This is a genomic window from Peribacillus sp. NJ11, assembly GCF_030348405.1.
Lineage (GTDB): Bacteria > Bacillota > Bacilli > Bacillales > DSM-1321 > Peribacillus.
On sequence record NZ_JAUCFO010000001.1, the window covers coordinates 4,554,134 to 4,571,601 of the forward strand.

The 17,468-nt window shown below is 37.5% G+C and carries 15 protein-coding genes and 1 pseudogene; 3 read left to right on the forward strand and 13 right to left on the reverse strand.

Annotated features, from left to right (window positions below; all coding sequences use genetic code 11):
- Positions 1–491: 491 nt before the first annotated feature.
- The 9 genes and pseudogenes from QUF86_RS22285 to QUF86_RS22330 all read right to left on the reverse strand — a co-directional run bounded on the left by QUF86_RS22285 (position 492) and on the right by QUF86_RS22330 (position 9,066).
- Positions 492–590: a hypothetical protein gene (locus tag QUF86_RS22285; RefSeq protein WP_289335702.1), complete on the reverse strand. Its 99-nt coding sequence runs from the start codon at positions 588–590 to the stop codon at positions 492–494.
- A 402-nt stretch (positions 591–992) separates the two neighbouring features.
- On the reverse strand, positions 993–1,421 hold the full coding sequence (locus QUF86_RS22290; RefSeq protein ID WP_289316855.1) for an Rrf2 family transcriptional regulator: 429 nt from the start codon (positions 1,419–1,421) through the stop codon (positions 993–995).
- A 205-nt stretch (positions 1,422–1,626) separates the two neighbouring features.
- A complete protein-coding gene (locus QUF86_RS22295) occupies positions 1,627–2,010 on the reverse strand; it encodes a YkvA family protein (protein WP_289316856.1) in 384 nt (127 codons plus the stop codon).
- Between the two features lie 391 nt (positions 2,011–2,401).
- The gene (menC, locus tag QUF86_RS22300; RefSeq protein ID WP_289335703.1) at positions 2,402–3,517 is read right to left on the reverse strand and encodes an o-succinylbenzoate synthase; all 1,116 of its coding nucleotides are present in this window, start codon (positions 3,515–3,517) and stop codon (positions 2,402–2,404) included.
- A 108-nt stretch (positions 3,518–3,625) separates the two neighbouring features.
- On the reverse strand, positions 3,626–4,456 hold the full coding sequence (locus QUF86_RS22305; protein ID WP_289335704.1) for a GNAT family N-acetyltransferase: 831 nt from the start codon (positions 4,454–4,456) through the stop codon (positions 3,626–3,628).
- Between the two features lie 148 nt (positions 4,457–4,604).
- On the reverse strand, positions 4,605–6,089 hold the full coding sequence (locus tag QUF86_RS22310; RefSeq protein WP_289324632.1) for an amino acid permease: 1,485 nt from the start codon (positions 6,087–6,089) through the stop codon (positions 4,605–4,607).
- Positions 6,090–6,321: 232 nt separating this feature from the next.
- Complete coding sequence (locus tag QUF86_RS22320; protein WP_289316860.1) at positions 6,322–7,176, reverse strand: MurR/RpiR family transcriptional regulator; 855 nt, start codon at positions 7,174–7,176, stop codon at positions 6,322–6,324.
- A 276-nt stretch (positions 7,177–7,452) separates the two neighbouring features.
- Positions 7,453–7,961: pseudogene (locus QUF86_RS22325) on the reverse strand (FMN-binding negative transcriptional regulator).
- Positions 7,962–8,163: 202 nt separating this feature from the next.
- The gene (locus tag QUF86_RS22330) at positions 8,164–9,066 is read right to left on the reverse strand and encodes a DMT family transporter (protein WP_289335705.1); all 903 of its coding nucleotides are present in this window, start codon (positions 9,064–9,066) and stop codon (positions 8,164–8,166) included.
- 160 nt (positions 9,067–9,226) lie between these two features.
- On the opposite strand from QUF86_RS22330, the gene QUF86_RS22335 reads away from it, so the two are divergent.
- Positions 9,227–10,603: an aminotransferase-like domain-containing protein gene (locus QUF86_RS22335; protein WP_289335706.1), complete on the forward strand. Its 1,377-nt coding sequence runs from the start codon at positions 9,227–9,229 to the stop codon at positions 10,601–10,603.
- 352 nt (positions 10,604–10,955) lie between these two features.
- Here the strand turns inward: QUF86_RS22335 and QUF86_RS22340 are convergent, their stop codons facing one another.
- Positions 10,956–11,129 carry a YjcZ family sporulation protein gene (locus QUF86_RS22340; RefSeq protein ID WP_289316863.1) on the reverse strand — a complete coding sequence of 58 codons (174 nt, stop codon included), beginning with the start codon at positions 11,127–11,129 and terminating at the stop codon, positions 10,956–10,958.
- A gap of 486 nt (positions 11,130–11,615) precedes the next feature.
- Positions 11,616–11,774: a hypothetical protein gene (locus QUF86_RS22345; protein WP_156324934.1), complete on the reverse strand. Its 159-nt coding sequence runs from the start codon at positions 11,772–11,774 to the stop codon at positions 11,616–11,618.
- Between the two features lie 1,456 nt (positions 11,775–13,230).
- Here QUF86_RS22345 and QUF86_RS22350 point away from each other — a divergent pair.
- Positions 13,231–13,647: a PaaI family thioesterase gene (locus QUF86_RS22350; protein ID WP_289316865.1), complete on the forward strand. Its 417-nt coding sequence runs from the start codon at positions 13,231–13,233 to the stop codon at positions 13,645–13,647.
- 210 nt (positions 13,648–13,857) lie between these two features.
- On the opposite strand, the gene QUF86_RS22355 is transcribed toward QUF86_RS22350, so the two are convergent.
- Entirely contained in the window at positions 13,858–14,430 is a 573-nt protein-coding gene (locus tag QUF86_RS22355; protein ID WP_289316866.1) for a hypothetical protein, read from the reverse strand.
- 552 nt (positions 14,431–14,982) lie between these two features.
- Between QUF86_RS22355 and QUF86_RS22360 the strand changes: the two genes are divergently transcribed.
- Complete coding sequence (locus QUF86_RS22360) at positions 14,983–15,738, forward strand: hypothetical protein (RefSeq protein ID WP_289335707.1); 756 nt, start codon at positions 14,983–14,985, stop codon at positions 15,736–15,738.
- Positions 15,739–15,846: 108 nt separating this feature from the next.
- Here QUF86_RS22360 and QUF86_RS22365 read toward each other — a convergent pair whose 3' ends face one another.
- Positions 15,847–17,445 (reverse strand): long-chain-fatty-acid--CoA ligase, encoded by a 1,599-nt coding sequence (locus QUF86_RS22365; RefSeq protein WP_289335708.1) that lies wholly within the window; start codon positions 17,443–17,445, stop codon positions 15,847–15,849.
- Positions 17,446–17,468: the final 23 nt, after the last annotated feature.

The following is a 17,468-nucleotide window of genomic DNA, read 5'->3' on the forward strand; positions in this document are numbered from 1 at the left end:
TTATTGTAGTCTTTGTTCTTATTATTAATGGGCACAATCAGAAATTATAATTTCCTTAACGTTACAAATCCGGTTTTTCCTGCCTGTACCCCTATAGGCTTAACTCATCGCTGTTAATTACAATAAATCATTCATCCTGGCAAATCCAGCCCGCAAAAAATCCAGGAGAATAAAATCTGGTTATATTCGAAAAGCCGGCTTCTGCCAAAAGCCTTTCAATTTGATTTTCAGGTACAAAGGAAAATTTTCGTAATGCTTTTGTTAACAAGCTCGTCAAGTTTGGATGAATTGTATCTCGCATCTAAAAAAAAGGTTTTCCAAACATTTATTCTGTCTTGAAATTCTGCATCACCTCGGTCTCCGTACGCACTAACGAGAACGAAAGGAGCCCCTGATTTCAAATTACCCTTAATGGTTCGGAGTAGCTTCACCTTCTCATGTTCATCATCAATGAAGTGAAGAACCAAGATACAACTTGCCGCATCGAACTTCTAGTCTGAAAGTGGTAAGTCGTCAATTGTTCCATGAAAGAGTCTGACGCGACTTTCCAAGCCTAGCTGAACTACTTTATTTTCAGCAATCTTAAGCATCTTTTCAGAAGGATCAACTCCAGTGAATGATCATTTTGGGTTAGACGGGCCCCATGCCGAAAGTTCATTTCCGCCACCTGCACCGATCACAAGCAGTGATGCCTCTTTTTCGCCCATTTTAGCTCGATAATAGGATTGAACCATCTCAAATAAGGTATCATATGTGGGAACCGAATTTCGAGTGTTTCTCTCGTATGCAAGAGCCATTTCAGAATTAAATTCAATTTCTTCATTGGTCGATTATGCAATGCCCGTCAATACTCACCTGCCCTATATCTTTATTAACAGCAGGCATCCCGGCATTTTGGATGACTATTCGTGAGGGTCCCAACATTTCACCCCATGTTTAAATTAAGTGTTTTACAGACACTTAATATCTACAATTAATATAAAAAAATAGAATCATAAACCTTCATGGTTCTTTGTTGATTTGATTTGTTTAGCAATATCAATAATATATCGATTATTTAGTTCATCCTTCATCTTTTTTTCTGCTTCAATCATCACATTTTCAATTAAACAATCTTCATTATTAAAAACCTCATGTTCCAATGAACAATTGAATAAAGTTGCCTTACCTTCGATTGCATGAATTACATCTAAAAAAGAAATCTCGTGAGATTGTCTTACTATACTATATCCGCCATTAACACCAGGATTGGATTCAATTAGTCCTGCTTTAACAAGCTTTGTTAAAATCTTAGAAAGGTATGTTGGTGAGAGCTCCTGTAATTTGGCTAATTGTTCTACTCCAATAGACTTTCCCTTTGGAGTTATAGTTAAATATACCATTGTGTGTAAAGCATAATTAGTGGCTCTTGAATATTTCATGGTTTCTCTCCCTTATAAATACATTAAAGACCCTCAATGTCTGTAATTGATTATAATTTAAGAGGAGATCAATAACAAGGTATTGATCTCCTCTATTCGTAAATCCGACTCAATCAACTAGGAACCTCTTCACCTTTCCTGCCCCGATAGCTGCATATAAATAAGAGCCGATGAACAGCTCCTCCGTCATGAAGTAAAGCACCTGTTAGTTGAGTAAGCGATAAATATTAATAATTGCCCATATTAAAATTAAGCCCCAAATCAATACTATTATTGAACCGACTATCCAATTCTTTGGCTTACCGTTTTTCATCATTTTTTCTGCCTTACATTCACAGTCGGTTAAAACAGTCTTTGGTATCATCTTTAATGCAATAATTATCCCTAATGGCACGAGAATTACATCGTCTAAGTAACCAAGAATGGGTATAAAATCTGGTATTAGGTCAACCGGACTGAATGCATAAGCTACAACACAAGCCGTAAACACTTTTGCATACCAAGGCACCCGTTCATCTTTACAAGCAAAGTAAAGGATAAAAATCTGTCGTTTTAAATTTCTCGTCCAAGTCTTAATTTTCTTAAGCATCTTATCTCCTATAATGGTTAATATTTTATTACCATTATAACAAAATAAGATTTACAAAAGATTATTATTGCCCTAACCTCCCTCAATGAAGATAGCAAAAGCTGACTTAAGGATAGCCCCGATCTTAAGCTAAAGCTCCATTAGGTCATTAAGGAATTCGATTTTAGTTAAAATAAAAGACTCAATATATCAAATATACATAGTCCTATAAGCCAAAAAGAGATTCCTATTTATCAAGATAAGAAGGAAGAAAAGTTAGTACGATAAACTATAGAAATACCCCTCACTACATAAAAAGGCATGTTCCCTTTTTAGGGAATCATGCCATTAATGAAAGGAAACTAGATGTTGAACCAAGGAACTGCCCTAGACGTGTCTTTTAAACCCTATTCTAACTTAAATTAAAAGTTTGACTATGTATTGTATACTTATTGATTTTTTCCAAACTTGGTTCATAGCCAATTCCGGGCAATTCTGGAACCATGATCATTCCGTTTTCCACTGTAACTTCAGGGTCAATAATATCTTCTGCCCAGTAGAGGGAGGAAGCTGCGGTATCTCCAGGAAGAGTGAAGTTTGGTAGGGATGTGATTGCGATATTATGCGCTCTTCCGATGCCGGATTCTAGCATCCCCCCACACCAAAGTGGAATTTCATGTTCAAGACATAAATCATGGATTTTCTTGGATTCAGTCAAACCTCCGACACGGCCAATCTTGATATTAATAATTTTACAGCTGCCTAATTTAATCGCTTTCCTTGCATCCTCTAATGAGTGAATGCTTTCATCCAGGCAAATAGGTGTTTTTAACCTTGACTGTAAATCTGCATGGTCAATGATATCGTTATAGGCAAGCGGCTGTTCAATCATCATTAAATTAAATTCATCCAAGGCGGATAGCCGGTCTATATCTTGTAAGGTATAAGCTGAATTTGCATCTGCCATGAGAGGGATTTCAGGATATACTTTTCGGACCTTGTCTATCAATTCAACATCCCAGCCCGGTTTGATTTTTAGTTTAAAACGCTTGTAGCCTTCACCGAGGCGAGCCTCGATCATATCTAGAGTCGAATCAATCGAGTCCTTTATTCCGATGCTTACCCCCACTTCAATTTCTTTCTTTGTTCCACCCAACACACTCGATAGAGAAGCATTTTGCCTTTTCGCATACAAATCCCAAACAGCACCCTCTAAAGCAGCTTTTGCCATATAATTACCGCGAATATGAGAAAAATATTTTTCGGAGATTTCATCAGGATGCCGGATTTCGTTTTTTAGAATAATTGGAATTAGATAATCTTCGAGTATGTGCCAGTTTGTTTTAAGGGTTTCTTCATTATAAAGAGGGTCGAGCATCGCAACAGATTCGGCCCATCCGGATATGCCATCATCGCTTTTGGCTTCAACAAGGATAAAATCCCTATTGTATTCCGTCCCAAAGCTAGTTGTAAAAGGTTGAAGCAAGTCTAGCTTCAGATGCCTCAAAATAACTTGTTTAATTTTCATTAGAAAATTCTCCTTTTGGTTATAAAACCGTTAAAAAACAGTCTTACCATTTTGTATTTTAGGCTGACAGCAGCCTGAATTTTCGAACTCTCATTAAAATCAACTAGTTTATTTTCTTGATAGTACATAAAAATGAACGGGAATTTCTGTTTTAGAATTCTTTATAAAATCTGTTACCTGCCATCCTTGCTGAAATAGATTGGTGAAAATTTCACTAGTTTTCATTCGCCATTCTGTGGCCGCTTGAATATTTGTATCTCTTATTGTTCGGAAATCCTTTGGTATGGCCACAAAAGCTGTGCCACATTCCTGTATAGGCAACGGAAGAGTTAGAGAAGGAACAGGCAATCCTTTTTTATCGGTATCCCATTGAATTAGCGAGTTCTCCATCACATAGTCCAGCGCGATTCCCTGTCCTCTATAATCCGTTGTTTCCTGCTTTTCAATATGCCAATCGACAAGGAAGCGGTCTGTAGGAATTCCACTGTTTAACAGGTCATCCATTTCACCATAGCAGTTTGCGATATAAGTAGAACAGACCCCACCAAGCTTGGCTATATTTAAATACCCATTTACACTTTCCAACGGATCGTATGTCCAGGTAATAACGGAATAGCCGAGCTTTATCGCTTCCTCACGTTGTGCCAGCTTTAGCTTTTCCCCTATTCCTTTGTTGCGAAATTGCACATCTATACCTAGCATATGTGAACAAAGATAGGCTGATTGCCCATTGAATCCCGGAAAGCTGTATTGAAATCCAACCAGCTGTTCCTCCCAATAAGCTCCTAAAACCAAACCACCGTTTTTCACAGCTGTTATGGTTTGGTGTGAGGGGGTTGAATCGGTTTCTCCCCAAATGGTAGATTCTAGCTTTCTTACGTCCTCTAGCTCTTCAATTCGATGAAGGGAACGAATTACAATTTCCTGTGTTTTCGTCATGGTCATCCTCCTTGGAATAGCACAAGTGCCTTGATAAACCCAACCATAAGATGGAAAAGTTAGTTTCACAGCTGACGGCTTGTCGTGGCTAGGCACTGAAGCTATCATTTAAATATATTATTTTTAAATGGAATACTTTCCATAGAACTTATTCCACTTTACTGAAATCAGCCTCTTGCAATGGAATCATTTTTGTTCTCTTAAAGATTTTATAGCCTAGAAAAGCCAGGAAAAATAACGGAAGCCCGATATAAGAAATTAAAATTCCATACCAGTCAATCTCAGGGCCGAAAAAAGCAGAGTAATTTTGTCCCAGGATAGCCGTTACACATAAAATTGTGGCTAATATCGGACCGAATGGATACCATTTTGATACATAAGGCAAATCTTTCAAATCTCTTCCTTGTGCAATATACGCCTTCCGGAAACGATAATGTGTAATCGAAATTCCTAACCAGGATATAAAGCCGGATAATCCTGCAGCATTTAATAACCAAGTATAAATAGTGCCTTCACCAAAAAGAGAGGTTAGAAAAGCTGCCATCCCAACGATGGTAGAAAAGTACACAGCGTTCACTGGTATGCCGCCTGCATTCACTTTTTTTAGAAACGAAGGGGCTTTTCCTTCTTTCGCAAGCACCCAAAGGACACGAGAAGCTCCGTACATCGCAGAATTGCCTGCAGAAAGAACCGAAGTAAGGATTACCACATTCATAACGGAGGCAGCGATGGCAAGCCCTGCGTTTTGAAAAACTAGAGTGAAGGGACTTACCGCAATATCTTCAATATCCGAGCTTAACAAACGCGGATCATTATAGCTGATTAAAAATCCAATCACAATTATCGCCAAAACATAGAACAAGAGTAGTCTCCAGAAGATTTGCTTAATAGCCTTGGGAATATTTTTGCTTGGGTTTTCACTCTCCCCGGCCGCAATTCCTACTAACTCGGTGCCTTGAAAGGCAAACCCAACCACCATAAAGACGCTTATAACGGATAAAAAGCCTCCTTTAAACGGTGCCTCTCCTTTGGTGATATTTTCAAAACCTACGGCATCCCCTCCCATGATTCCTACAATCATTAATAACCCTACCGCTATAAAAATGATAATCGTCAAAACCTTTATTATGGCAAACCAGAATTCTGATTCTCCATATCCTTTTACCGATAAAATATTCAGGCCAAATATGATTGCAAGAAATAATGCGCTCCAAATGATGCCCGGAACAGAAGGCAGCCAATATTTCATAATCAGGGAGGAAGCTGCTAATTCAAGAGCGACTACGATTGCATTGTTATACCAATAGTTCCATCCGATCGCAAATCCTAATGCCGGGTCGACAAACCTTGATGTATAGGTACTAAAAGAGCCTGTAATAGGAATAAGGGCAGCCATTTCGGCTAAACTTGTCATCAGAAAGAAAACCATGATTCCGGCAATTATATAGGCAGCTACAGCTCCTCCAGGACCCGCAGTATGAATGATGGAACCGCTTGCTAAAAATAGTCCCGTTCCAATGGTTCCACCGATTGCAATCATGGAAAGATGCCTTGGTTTCAGCTTGCGCTCCAGTTGTTTTTCATCAGTAGCTGCTTGGCCACCGGTTTGTGATGTTTGTGCGATATTTCCCATAAAACACCCCTTCATTAATTTTTAAAGTGAAAAATTTTATTCTGCTGCCGCCATAATTACTGTGTTAATTAAAATTTTCGTTCCATAAATAAGTGCTTCTAGATTAAATTTCATATCAGGATGGTGCAGACCAGGCGTTAAATCGCAGCCTAAACCTATCATGGTTGCTGTAATATCAGGATTTTGGTCTGTATATTCACCTCCTTTACATGAATTTTAACTTCATTAAAACTCATTCATTAAACACTTCATAGCTTGAATATAGATTTTCTAATTTTTGCTGATGGGTATGGATCCGTTTTGCGTCTTTATCATGTATGCCTGCAATAACCAAGTCCAATAAGCTAATAACTGAAGCGATTGAATTGGTTCCGGTTTCTGCGTTCTCTTCAGTTGTCAGTGCAATATCAGAGATACGACCAACAGGTGACAGGAGGCGGTCTGTAACTGAGATTAAACAAACTCCTTGTTCTTTGGCGCACTCAGCAACTTTTAATGTTTCATTCGCATATCTCGGAAAGGAAAAAACAACTAATGCAGACTTGTCAGTGAGATTACAAAACTTTTCATAGAAGTCACCTGTTGGTGAACATAAACTTACATTTTCCCTTAATGAACTTAGCGTATAGGAGAACCAATAGGCGGCGGCATGGGAAATCCGATGCCCTGCAATTAATATTTGGTCAGCCTGTATCAGGACATCGACTGCTTTCCATATATCCTGAACGTTCGTATGATCTAATAGATGTCGTAAAATATGTACTTCGTTTTCTATCACTTTGGTAAATGGATCTTGCTTGTCATCCATGCGAAGAATGGCATCCCCATTGGACATATCTATTTGGGTTTGGTGCAGCAGCTGTTTTTGAATTCTGTCCTGCATTTTACTAAACCCTTCAAATCCTAATGAATAGGAAAACCGAATGACCGTTGTTTCACTAACCTCCGCTTTCCGACCAATTTGAAAAGCCGTTTTAAAGGCGGCTTCATCCAAATTTTCAATCAGGTAAGCGGCAACTTTTTTTTGACCTGTCGATAAATGGTGAAATTTTTCTTTCACTAATAATTTAAAAGGAAGATGTTCCATAATATAACTCCTATTCTGATGAATTAAATACTTCTTTATAAAAAAATGTTGAAGTTAATACTTCTGTATTTTATACATTATCACAATTAAATTAGAAAAAGAAGAAGTTTTTAGATTTTTTTGATAATTATTAATATCAGTTACGGCAACAAATTTGTCATTAAGATCGTATTAAGTTTTGGAATCCAGATTTTGATTATGATCAAGTTTTTCCCACAAAAAGAGTGTTAATCCTTAATGGATCAACACTCCCCGATAGTGCAGTAACATTCAAGGTTATTTTTTTAGGTTTCCTTTCATTAATAGTGAAATCTGTTGCTCATCTGTATTTGTAATCTGTTCCAGTTGATTAACGATCAGCTCTTGTCTTTGCAATGGATGGTTTTGACTTAACTTTGCTTTCCCTTCTATTTTGTTGATTTTTATTTTGAATCCTTGAACTCCTTTGTTCATGCCAGCGAGAAACACAGTATCTACATCTTGCAAACTGTATGAACTGTCAGGAGCTTCGTACTTCGACACCATATCATGTAGAGAGCTCATTAACTCATGTTCATTCTCTTGCAGTTCTACTTCTCCGTAAACATGAACGGTCACATAATTCCATGTTGGTACGGCATTATTCGTCTCATACCATGATGGGGAGATATAACAATGCGGACCATGAAAAATAGCTAAGACGGTTTGATTTTTGATGTCTTTCCATTGAGGATTAGGACGAGCAAAATGTCCATATTAGTATGAATTATCCTTGTTTAAAATTAACGGTAACTATATTCCCTCATAATATCGAAGGCAAGTGTTTCGTCATTAATTTTAAAATGTGCAGGAATATACATGTTTTTTCTCCTCTTAGAATTTTTTCTTATCATTAAGATTTATATAAGTTAACCGTTTTTTAACCACAATCCTCAATATTCATGACAACACCCATTACAATTCGATCGTTCCATAAGCCATATTTAGCTATCTGAATTGAACATGCAGTTAGTTTTTCTCTGATACAGCTCCTTTTATTGATACTTGAGCATTTTTGCCTAATATAACAGAAAAGACAACAATCACTGCTATTCCAAGAGTGAAAAATGTGATGGATTCATCTAGAAATACTGTTGCAAATAGAATCATCAAAAATGGTTGTAAGTATTGAATCTGACTAACTCTTGCTATTCCTCCCATAGCCATTCCGCTATACCAAGCAACATATGCTAGAAATTGACTAACCACTGCGAGATAAATTAAACTTACCCAAGCTTGTAAAGGGGCATGGAGCATATCAGTTGTAAGGTTTAGTCCTACTGGAATAATGAAAAATGGAGCACCAATCATAATTGCCCAAGCAATCACTTGCCAGCTACCTATTTCTTTCGCTAATTTCCCCCCTTCTGCATAACTAAGTCCCAGTATAATTACTGCTGCTAATAAAGCTAAATCGGCAAATTGCAATTGACCGAATCCAAGATGAAGTGCATACATAATGACAGCTAAAGAGCCGATCATACTTGAAACCCAGAATTTGCGAGAAGGGATTTCACCTGCCCTAAACATAGCAAATCCGGCTGTTGCTAACGGTAACAGGGCTAATTCCACAGCCCCATGAGAAACAGGCAAGGATTCCATTGCCCAAGAAGTGAGGAGAGGAAATCCTAAAACTGCACCAACAGCAACAATAAGTAGACTCTTTAATTGCCCTGAAGAAGGTAGTTTTTCTTTTCGAACGATCAATACCACAGCTACTAAAATAGCAGCAACAACTGTTCTTCCTAAACCGACGACCGTAGTCCCAAAATACGCTACAGCAATACTTGTAGCAGGGAGCGTTAAGCTAAAACAAATGACACCCACTAATCCCAAAAATAAACCTAATTTCGCTCTGGTTTCTCCCTGCATCTTACCCAACCCCAGTCTTTATATTTTGTATCAAATCTGTACCATCGTTTACTTATCTTAAAAACAGTTCTGATATAATTAACATACTATGAGTACATACAATAAAAATAAACCATTTTTTTACCTATCTGTCCTGGTACAGTTGAAGGGGGATCAATAAATGAACTCAAAATATATTAAGATAATGGAAGAAATTAAGCTTCGACTAGCAGAAGGTTCGCTAATTGCAGGTAGTAAACTCCCTTCTGTTCGTCAGTCATCCGAGTATTTTTCATGTAACAAAAATACAGTCATTAAAGCATACGCCGAACTTGAAAAGGAGCATTTAATTTATTCTGTTCCTAAAAGCGGCTACTATGTTGTGAATGAATTTCAAAAAGCGACGGAAGAAAATGAGGTGATTGATTTCTTGTCTGCAGGTCCAGATAAAAATGTTATGCCTTATGTGGAATTTCAACATTGTATGAATCAAGCAATTGACCAATATAAAGAAGAGCTTTTTACATACTCTGATCAACAAGGGCTTTACTCACTACGAGTACAGTTAGTGAAATATTTGCAAAATTTACAGGTGTTCACTCAACCTGAAAGGCTAGTCGTTGTGTCTGGCTCGCAGCAGGCCCTTAATTTATTGGTTTCTATGCCATTTCCAAATGGGAAAAACAATATTCTGATTGAACAGCCTACTTATTTCGGATTCATTGAGTCCATCAATCTGCATCAAGCTACTACTTTTGGGATTGAATTATCGATGGAAGGGATTGATCTTGATCGTCTGGAATACATTTTTCGAAATAATGATATAAAATTTTTCTATATTATCCCGAGATTTCACAATCCACTTGGACATTCTTACACGAATGGCGAAAAGAAGAAAATCGTTGAGTTAGCTGAAAAATACGATGTGTATATAGTGGAGGATGATATTTTAGGAGACCTTGATCCAAATCCAAAATCAGATCCTTTATTTTCTTTTGATCCTTCTGGGAGAGTGATTTATATTAAGAGCCTTTTGAAAATTTTTCTCCCAGGGTTAAGGATTGGTACTGTCGTTCTTCCTGCATTAATGATTAACAATTTTTTACGATATAAATTCAGTTCGGATTTTAATAGTTCAGCACTTTCTCAAGGTGCGCTAGAAATCTATTTAAAAAGTGGTATGTTTAATAGCCATCTCAAAAAAGTAAAAGAGGTATATCGTACTAAAATGCAACTCCTTCAAGAAGCATGTGAATTATTGCTGCCGGCTAATACTTCTTTTTCCAAACCAACTTCAGGATTCTATCTATCCATCAGTTTGCCCGAAAATGTGAAAGCAAAACAGGTAATTCATATGCTAAATGAGCAGCATATATATGTTGATGATGCCTCTAGAATGTTTTTAGCTGAATATAAAAAGGAAAATCTCGTTCGATTAAGCATCTCTCAAGTGAACGAAAGCCAAATTAAACCAGGAGTAGAGCGATTGGCTCACTGTATTGCTTTAATTGACAGTAGAAATAATCATATTACTCCAAATAACTTTTTCCTCATTTAGCATGGGTAAGTTTAAATTGAGGGTATCATCACAGGATTATGCCGCTTAAGTAAATATGATCAAAATGGTTGTTTATGTGACTTAGAAGTTGAGCAATCAATTGAGAGACCCAAATCTACAACTTTTAAATAAAATAAAACCCTCTCAAACCGATGATTTTTGGAGGGTCTTTTTATTTAACTTGTCTCCGAAGTCTTGAAAACTGCCACGTTATGAAACTAAACTCCCCATATAGTTGCATTAGAGGTTTAGCTCCTCAAATCATCACCTTCTTTCAAGCTATGTAACAAAGGGACAGATTAATTGAAGAAGCCGACCAATAAAGAGTCGGCTTTTTTTTCATATACTAATTTTAGCAGAAACCGCCATACCCTTGAACGGCACCATGACCGCCACCGTTACCGAAGCAAGCAGCTCCAACAATGATTAAGAGTATGAACAATACAACTATAAAGGCGAAACCTCCACCAAATCCACCAACACCGTTATCACAACCACAACTTGATTCATGACCACAACTTGACAATAGAAACATCTCCTTTTTTGTTTAAGGGGGAAAATAATTAAATGGGTTACACCACCTTATGTTCTAATTAAGATAATGACACAATAATACCCAAAAACTTATGCGAAATTCACATTCCTTTTATTGACCATCCTTACGAACTGAAATCACCTGACACGGCATCGACCATATCTTCATGAGCCGATTCTTACGGTTTTCGGTGTTCGATTTGGCAGCAGCAGCCGTAAATGGTACAGGAACCTACTGAGTGTAGGCGAAGCATCATACAGTTAGTCGTTATCTCATCATTTAATGCCGAAGCGAAACGTACAGAATGTAAGGAAGCGGTTCTTTCCTTTCTGTACAGTCTGTAGTGCCAAGAAGGAAGTTCAATAAGAAAAAGCGTCCATACTTTCTCGTAGAGACGCCCCATTGTTAAAAATTTGAATGGTAAAAAACAAAATTAACCTATCGTTCAAGTCGTGTATTCTTAAAACAAGAAACTATTTATTCCATCATCTTCCTCATATTCTGTATCTCTATATTAATCTTCCGTATTTGCTTGTCAATTTCATCAATTTGAAGGTCAGTGGCTCCCTGTTTTCTTTTTTCCAACAGTTCATCTCGTAATCTTTTTAAAAAAACCACTCTACCTAACAAGCCCATCTCATACCCACCTTTGTTTATAAATTTCTTTAACCAAAGAGGACTAGTTTAAATTTGTTAACTTTCTGGACCATTGCCTCGAATGAATGTTTATTTCCCCATTCATATTTCCTTTATAACTAACCACTTCAATAAAACTCTTTTCTGAGCTCTAGTCAGACATAACAGAAGGTATTTTAATAAATATAATTGGTAATGGAAAAAAAAGCAATTGGCATGTCAGGTTAAGTAACATAGTTTCAATGACCATAATAATCAACTAATATATTTTCTGGTTTAACTAGTACGATGAAAGACTTTTTAGTAACTATCAAATTATATCGACCGAGGGATAATTTCTTATTTTTTAAATGCAGTTTATCTATAACTTAAAATGGAAAAAGACGTTTAATTACAAATAATCAATAGAATTGATCATTACTTTTAACACAATAGAAATTATATACCATCGTGGAAAGAACAAGATTATAAAGGAGAACCCAGGATTTAAACCTAAAGGGTGCTGCAGGTTAGTGGGATACTTTAAAAGTTTTGGTACTCCTATTAGTACGATATATGCTTTAAGCAGGAATTAAAATTCATTTTTGGCCATGCGAAATAACCCTCCAAAACCCTTTTTGGAAGGATTTGTCTCTATTTCACAAAACCGTTAATTAAGCTAAATCAAGGAGCGGACTTTTCTTTTAATAAAGCATAAATCCAATGAATTAGTTTATTAAAACAGGCAACGATCGTCACTTAGGCCGCCGTTTTTCTTGTTGAACATTCCCCCCCCACCCTTGAGCCATTTTAGTTAGGGTATCCATAGGGAGCATTTTCACACTAAAAATTTTAAATATCAATTTATTTTTTAAACAAATTATGGTAATTAATGATATTATTAACACTAAGAATAGATAATCAGAAGGAGTTTTCAATTGTGTCTAGGAGTGCAGATTATACAATACAGGTTTCATGTATCAATTTAATAAGACTTTGTTAGAAGTGTTAGGGGATACTGAAGACTCTGAAATAGCTATTGAGGGAATTATTGAAGATATTGAAGTTAAATCAGAATTACAAACTACGGCAATACAATTCATGAAGGATAACCAAGTCTTCTTTTTATAATCATGGTTCGGGATAAGTCCATTCCGAACCTCTTTTTATAGACAATTCGAAGAAAAGCCAGTTTGCCAACGTTAATTTCCACTCCAGGCACTCGCTTTCCGCGGGCGGTCCGCCCTCGGCGCTCTTTGCGCCTGTGGGGTCTCCCTTGGACACGCTTTTCCCGCAGGAGTCTCGGACCTTCCGTTCCAATCAACTTGAATGTTATTATAGAAAAAAACTGTAATCCGCTCCCTTCTTCATTGTTTAATTACTTTATTTGTAAAGTTAACAACTTCATTGACATTTAATATCAAGGTATATGTTAGAATATTCTGTAGTTTCAACTTATTCAAAGGGGGGCAATTTAATGGGGGAATTATTTAAGGAAAACGAACTTTTACAAGTTTTAACAGAGGGAAAGCAGCCTCCGAATTGTGATTTAACGTTACAGATTAAAGCAAATTATGCCCAGGATGGAATTGCTAGGGGACTATGGAAAGTAGATGAAAAATTTATAAACGGAAATGGTGTAGCAATGGGTGGATTTGTCACTTCTGCAGCAGATATTATTATGGCTTATGCGATATCATCTAAATTAAGTATCGGACAATCCTTCGCATCCATTGATTTACATACTACCTTTCATCGACCAGTAACGTTAGGAGACGTAAAGGTTGAAGCAAAAGTAGACCGAATCGGAAAAAAAACTGCTTATGTACTCGCAGATTTATTTCAAAATGATAAAAAAGTGGCAAGCGTTGTGTCATCAGTTATGGTCCTTTAAACCGGATAAAAAAGCATGTTGCACAAACAATCCCTTCGTAACATGCTTTTTTCGTTTAGATAATTCGATAATATCTCTTCACCAGTTGCAATTAGATAAACTTATTTCAAGGAATTAAAGAACTCTGAAGAACGGCTCACAAGATTCACCGCTTCGCCTAATCACTTCATTGTAATCTCCATTATATATTTTCTTTGGAAAGACCCATCATCAAACTAACCATCGCAGCACAGGACTTTTGAGATCCATGGTGAAGAGACCGTAATCAATGACAACCATTTCATCATTCTCGGTAAATCCGACATTAGCTATACGCAAATCTATTGGAATGATACCGTACCTTAGGAACTTTAATTCCAACTTGATAAGTTTCGGATATTCCATGATTGCACGTGGCATATTAATGTCCATCTTCTTCATGATGATCCAGCCAGTCCCATACTCCTTAACCGGACATAAATACTTTTTGACTTCCTCATTACAGTTATTATAAATATAGGCTTCATTTGCAGTGCTTATTAATCCTACTTCTGACAATGCAATTTTTAATATATAGCCATTATTTAAATCAAAGACGACCCGGTTAAATCCATGTCCAACCATTTTATACTTGAACTTTAGCGTTTTTCTAGCAGTAGACACCTTTTGTCTTGCGGTTTTATAAAATTGAAATGGCCCCATTTGAGATATCCAGGACTCAATGGCCTTAATCTCTTGCCGGGACAGCATTATACTTTTATTCGGCTGATGTATCCGTTCCTTACCATTGTTAATTGGCCACATTCCCTAAACGTCTCCTTTTTAATTTTTTTAGAAGATGGATTCCAGGGAGATGAAAAAACAAGTAAATAGAAGAATCTATAATAAGCAAAAGATTTAGTGTTGGAAACCCCAATCCTGAATGCTGAGAAAGCAAAAATAATGTCCAGGAAAGAGCAATAGCAGCAGTTTCACGCATAAGTCATTTTCATCATCCATGGATCCCTTACCAAGCATGTCTTCAGTTTCTCTTTCCTAATATGATATGACTTTAATATAAAATGGCTTGTACTGTAGCTGAGATACATTATCATGGACAGGAAACATTGATTATTTGGGCGAGCAAATGAAAAAACAAGCTTTTTTTCTCTCTCCATCCTTTCTGTGATAGGAACAGGTAACATGTCTATTGTTCTAGTAATCAAAAGGGGCAATATGGAGGTACTCTTTCCTTCATTTGCGAAAAAAATGGTATATTATAGTTTATGACTTCAATGGTTTATGACTTCAATGGTTTAAGACAAGGAGTGATGAATTATCCGTAAAAGATGGATCATTTCAACAATTGTTGGATTATTGCTTATTTTTTTAAGTGTATTAGCCTTCAATTATATCGACAGCGATAATAAAACGGAAAAAAGGAAAATTGCAGAAGCCAAGGGGGACAAAATTCCTGAGGTTCAGGAATATGGCGGGACCAAGCTTGAAAAAGTCGGAGATAAGGTCCGCCAAAAAGATTGGGGAACATTCACATTACTAGAAACGAAGTCTATATATAAGTCATTTGAATTGGCTCCCATGGTCATCACAATCAACGATATCCGCAGGATTCAATTATCTTCACTCACAGATGAAGTAAAGGAGGAGCTCAAGTCCTATACAGGTTTGAGTTTTGAAGAAGCTTATTCGATATACTATAAAGAGAATTTATCCATGGAGGAAATCGACCAACAGACTGTGTTGTCTAAAACGGATATTGGTGAAGAGGTTTCTTATCTGGAGATCACTTATTCTGTGGAAAATAAAGATTCGAAGGAACTTCAGTTCTTCAGCATGGAGCAAGTTACTTTCAATGATGATCTTACATATAATGTGCCTTCTAAAAATTTCATCCACTCCGGGGATACTTTTATGGGGACAAAAAAAGTAAGTCGATCAGATTACCAGCCCGGAGAAACTAGAAAAGGCACAATCGGCTTATTAGTTGATCCTGATGAAAAATTCAAAGGGCTCGATTCCTTTTCATTCACTACCGATGATATAGCAGATGGTGAGTCTCACGAATTATTGGTGGATGGGACTTCATTTGAAATCCCCCTAAATGGAAAGTAGTTTTATAGACTATAGGGATACGGTAAAAAACCCTATATAAGGGGAACTTCGAAAAAAGCTTTCCCTTATTAGGGTTCCATACAAACTCTCATACTATAACAGTTATGCTTATCTCCCCCCGACAGTGGGGCTCTGAGTTTCTTCTTCCAATAATAATCGCCGTAAAACTTTCCCTACAGCTGATTTCGGCAGCTGTTCCCTGAACTCAAATCTTCGCGGCACTTTAAATCTGGCCAATCGCTGCAGGCAAAACTCCCTGATTTCCTGCTCTGAGACAGACTTTCCTTTCTTTAAGACTATGGCCGCTTTTACCGTTTCCCCACGGTATGTATCCGGCACACCATATACACATGTCTCTTTCACGGCTGGATGCTCATAAATACTATCTTCGACTTCGTTTGGATAGACATTATAGCCGCTTGCAATGATCATATCTTTCTTCCTGCCCACTATATAAAAATATCCATCCTCATCCATCTTCGCTATATCCCCGGTGTATAGCCAGCCGTCCCGCAATGCCGTTGCCGTTTCCTCTGAATTTTTCCAATATCCCTTCATTACTTGCGGGCCTTTAATGAGCAGTTCGCCTATTTCGCCGGTTGGCAATTCATCAATGCCTGTTTTCAGATCAACGATTTTGGCATCGGTATTAGGGTATGGAACTCCGATACTTCCTGGCTTTTTTTGTCCTGTAACTGGATTGCGGTGGCTTGTAGGTGAAGTTTCCGACATTCCGAATCCTTCCGATATCGAAACACCTAATTTTGTTTCGAACTGATGAATGATCTCCATAGGGAGCGGGGCTGAACCACAGCTGCAGTATTTAAAGCAACTTAAATCGTCCGCCGTTAAATCCGGATGATTCAGTAAAGCAATATACATGGTCGGGACCCCAGGAAAAATGGTTGGCCGATGTGTGCGAATCAAATCGACCACTTTGTTTATTTCAAATTTTTCTAATGTGATATAAGTCGATCCGGCATATATGGCACTATTCAATCTCCCATTTCCAAACACATGGAATAATGGGGTCAATCCAAGCATCCGTTCGCCAGGCCTTTGGAGTTGAAGGGCATCTGCCGTAAAGGCAAAGTCTTGGAAGACATTGGAGACCAAATTAAAATGCGTAAGCATGACCCCTTTCGATTTCCCTGTAGTCCCTCCTGTATATTGAAGTACGGCCAGAGCTTCCTTTGGGTCGATGGCCAAAGCAGGAAGTGCCATATCTATCCTTGATAAATCCGTTCCGGTTTCGATTAATTTTTCGGCAGAAATGAACGTTAACCTGTCAGAAAAACCCGTTAGCACTAATTTTTCCTGTTGTTCCTCACGCCCAATGAACCAATCGGCTTCCGAATCCCGTAATATATAATCCAATTCACTTGACTGATAGAGGGGGTTTACTTGAACGACCACACCACCCAAACGATGAATGGCATAATAGGCAATGATATATTCTAGACAATTTGGCAGCATGATCGCTATACGATCGTTCATTTGAAATCCACGGTTGTATAATTTCACGGCAAAACGATCTGAGGCATCCTTCAATTCCATATATGTCATTTCCCGTTCTCCATCTATGACCGCTTTGCAGGTTGGGTAATGTCGGGCCGAACGTTCTAAAAGTCCGTATAATGACATCAATGGAATGTCAATTTCTGCAGGAGTTTCAATTGGATAAAATCCATGCCAAGTTCTAGTCAATTTTTTTCACACCTCATTCTTTT

Excerpts from the sequence above, each read along its gene's own strand:
- QUF86_RS22290 (WP_289316855.1), bottom strand. The coding sequence starts at position 1,421 with ATGAAATATTCAAGAGCCACTAATTATGCTTTACACACAATGGTATAT.
- QUF86_RS22350 (WP_289316865.1), top strand. The coding sequence starts at position 13,231 with ATGGGGGAATTATTTAAGGAAAACGAACTTTTACAAGTTTTAACAGAG.
- QUF86_RS22285 (WP_289335702.1), bottom strand. The coding sequence starts at position 590 with ATGCTTAAGATTGCTGAAAATAAAGTAGTTCAGCTAGGCTTGGAAAGT.
- QUF86_RS22355 (WP_289316866.1), bottom strand. The coding sequence starts at position 14,430 with ATGTGGCCAATTAACAATGGTAAGGAACGGATACATCAGCCGAATAAA.
- menC (WP_289335703.1), bottom strand. The coding sequence starts at position 3,517 with ATGAAAATTAAACAAGTTATTTTGAGGCATCTGAAGCTAGACTTGCTT.
- QUF86_RS22310 (WP_289324632.1), bottom strand. The coding sequence starts at position 6,089 with ATGGGAAATATCGCACAAACATCACAAACCGGTGGCCAAGCAGCTACT.
- QUF86_RS22335 (WP_289335706.1), top strand. The coding sequence starts at position 9,227 with ATGAACTCAAAATATATTAAGATAATGGAAGAAATTAAGCTTCGACTA.
- QUF86_RS22345 (WP_156324934.1), bottom strand. The coding sequence starts at position 11,774 with ATGGGCTTGTTAGGTAGAGTGGTTTTTTTAAAAAGATTACGAGATGAA.
- QUF86_RS22320 (WP_289316860.1), bottom strand. The coding sequence starts at position 7,176 with ATGGAACATCTTCCTTTTAAATTATTAGTGAAAGAAAAATTTCACCAT.
- QUF86_RS22295 (WP_289316856.1), bottom strand. The coding sequence starts at position 2,010 with ATGCTTAAGAAAATTAAGACTTGGACGAGAAATTTAAAACGACAGATT.
- QUF86_RS22305 (WP_289335704.1), bottom strand. The coding sequence starts at position 4,456 with ATGACGAAAACACAGGAAATTGTAATTCGTTCCCTTCATCGAATTGAA.
- QUF86_RS22330 (WP_289335705.1), bottom strand. The coding sequence starts at position 9,066 with ATGCAGGGAGAAACCAGAGCGAAATTAGGTTTATTTTTGGGATTAGTG.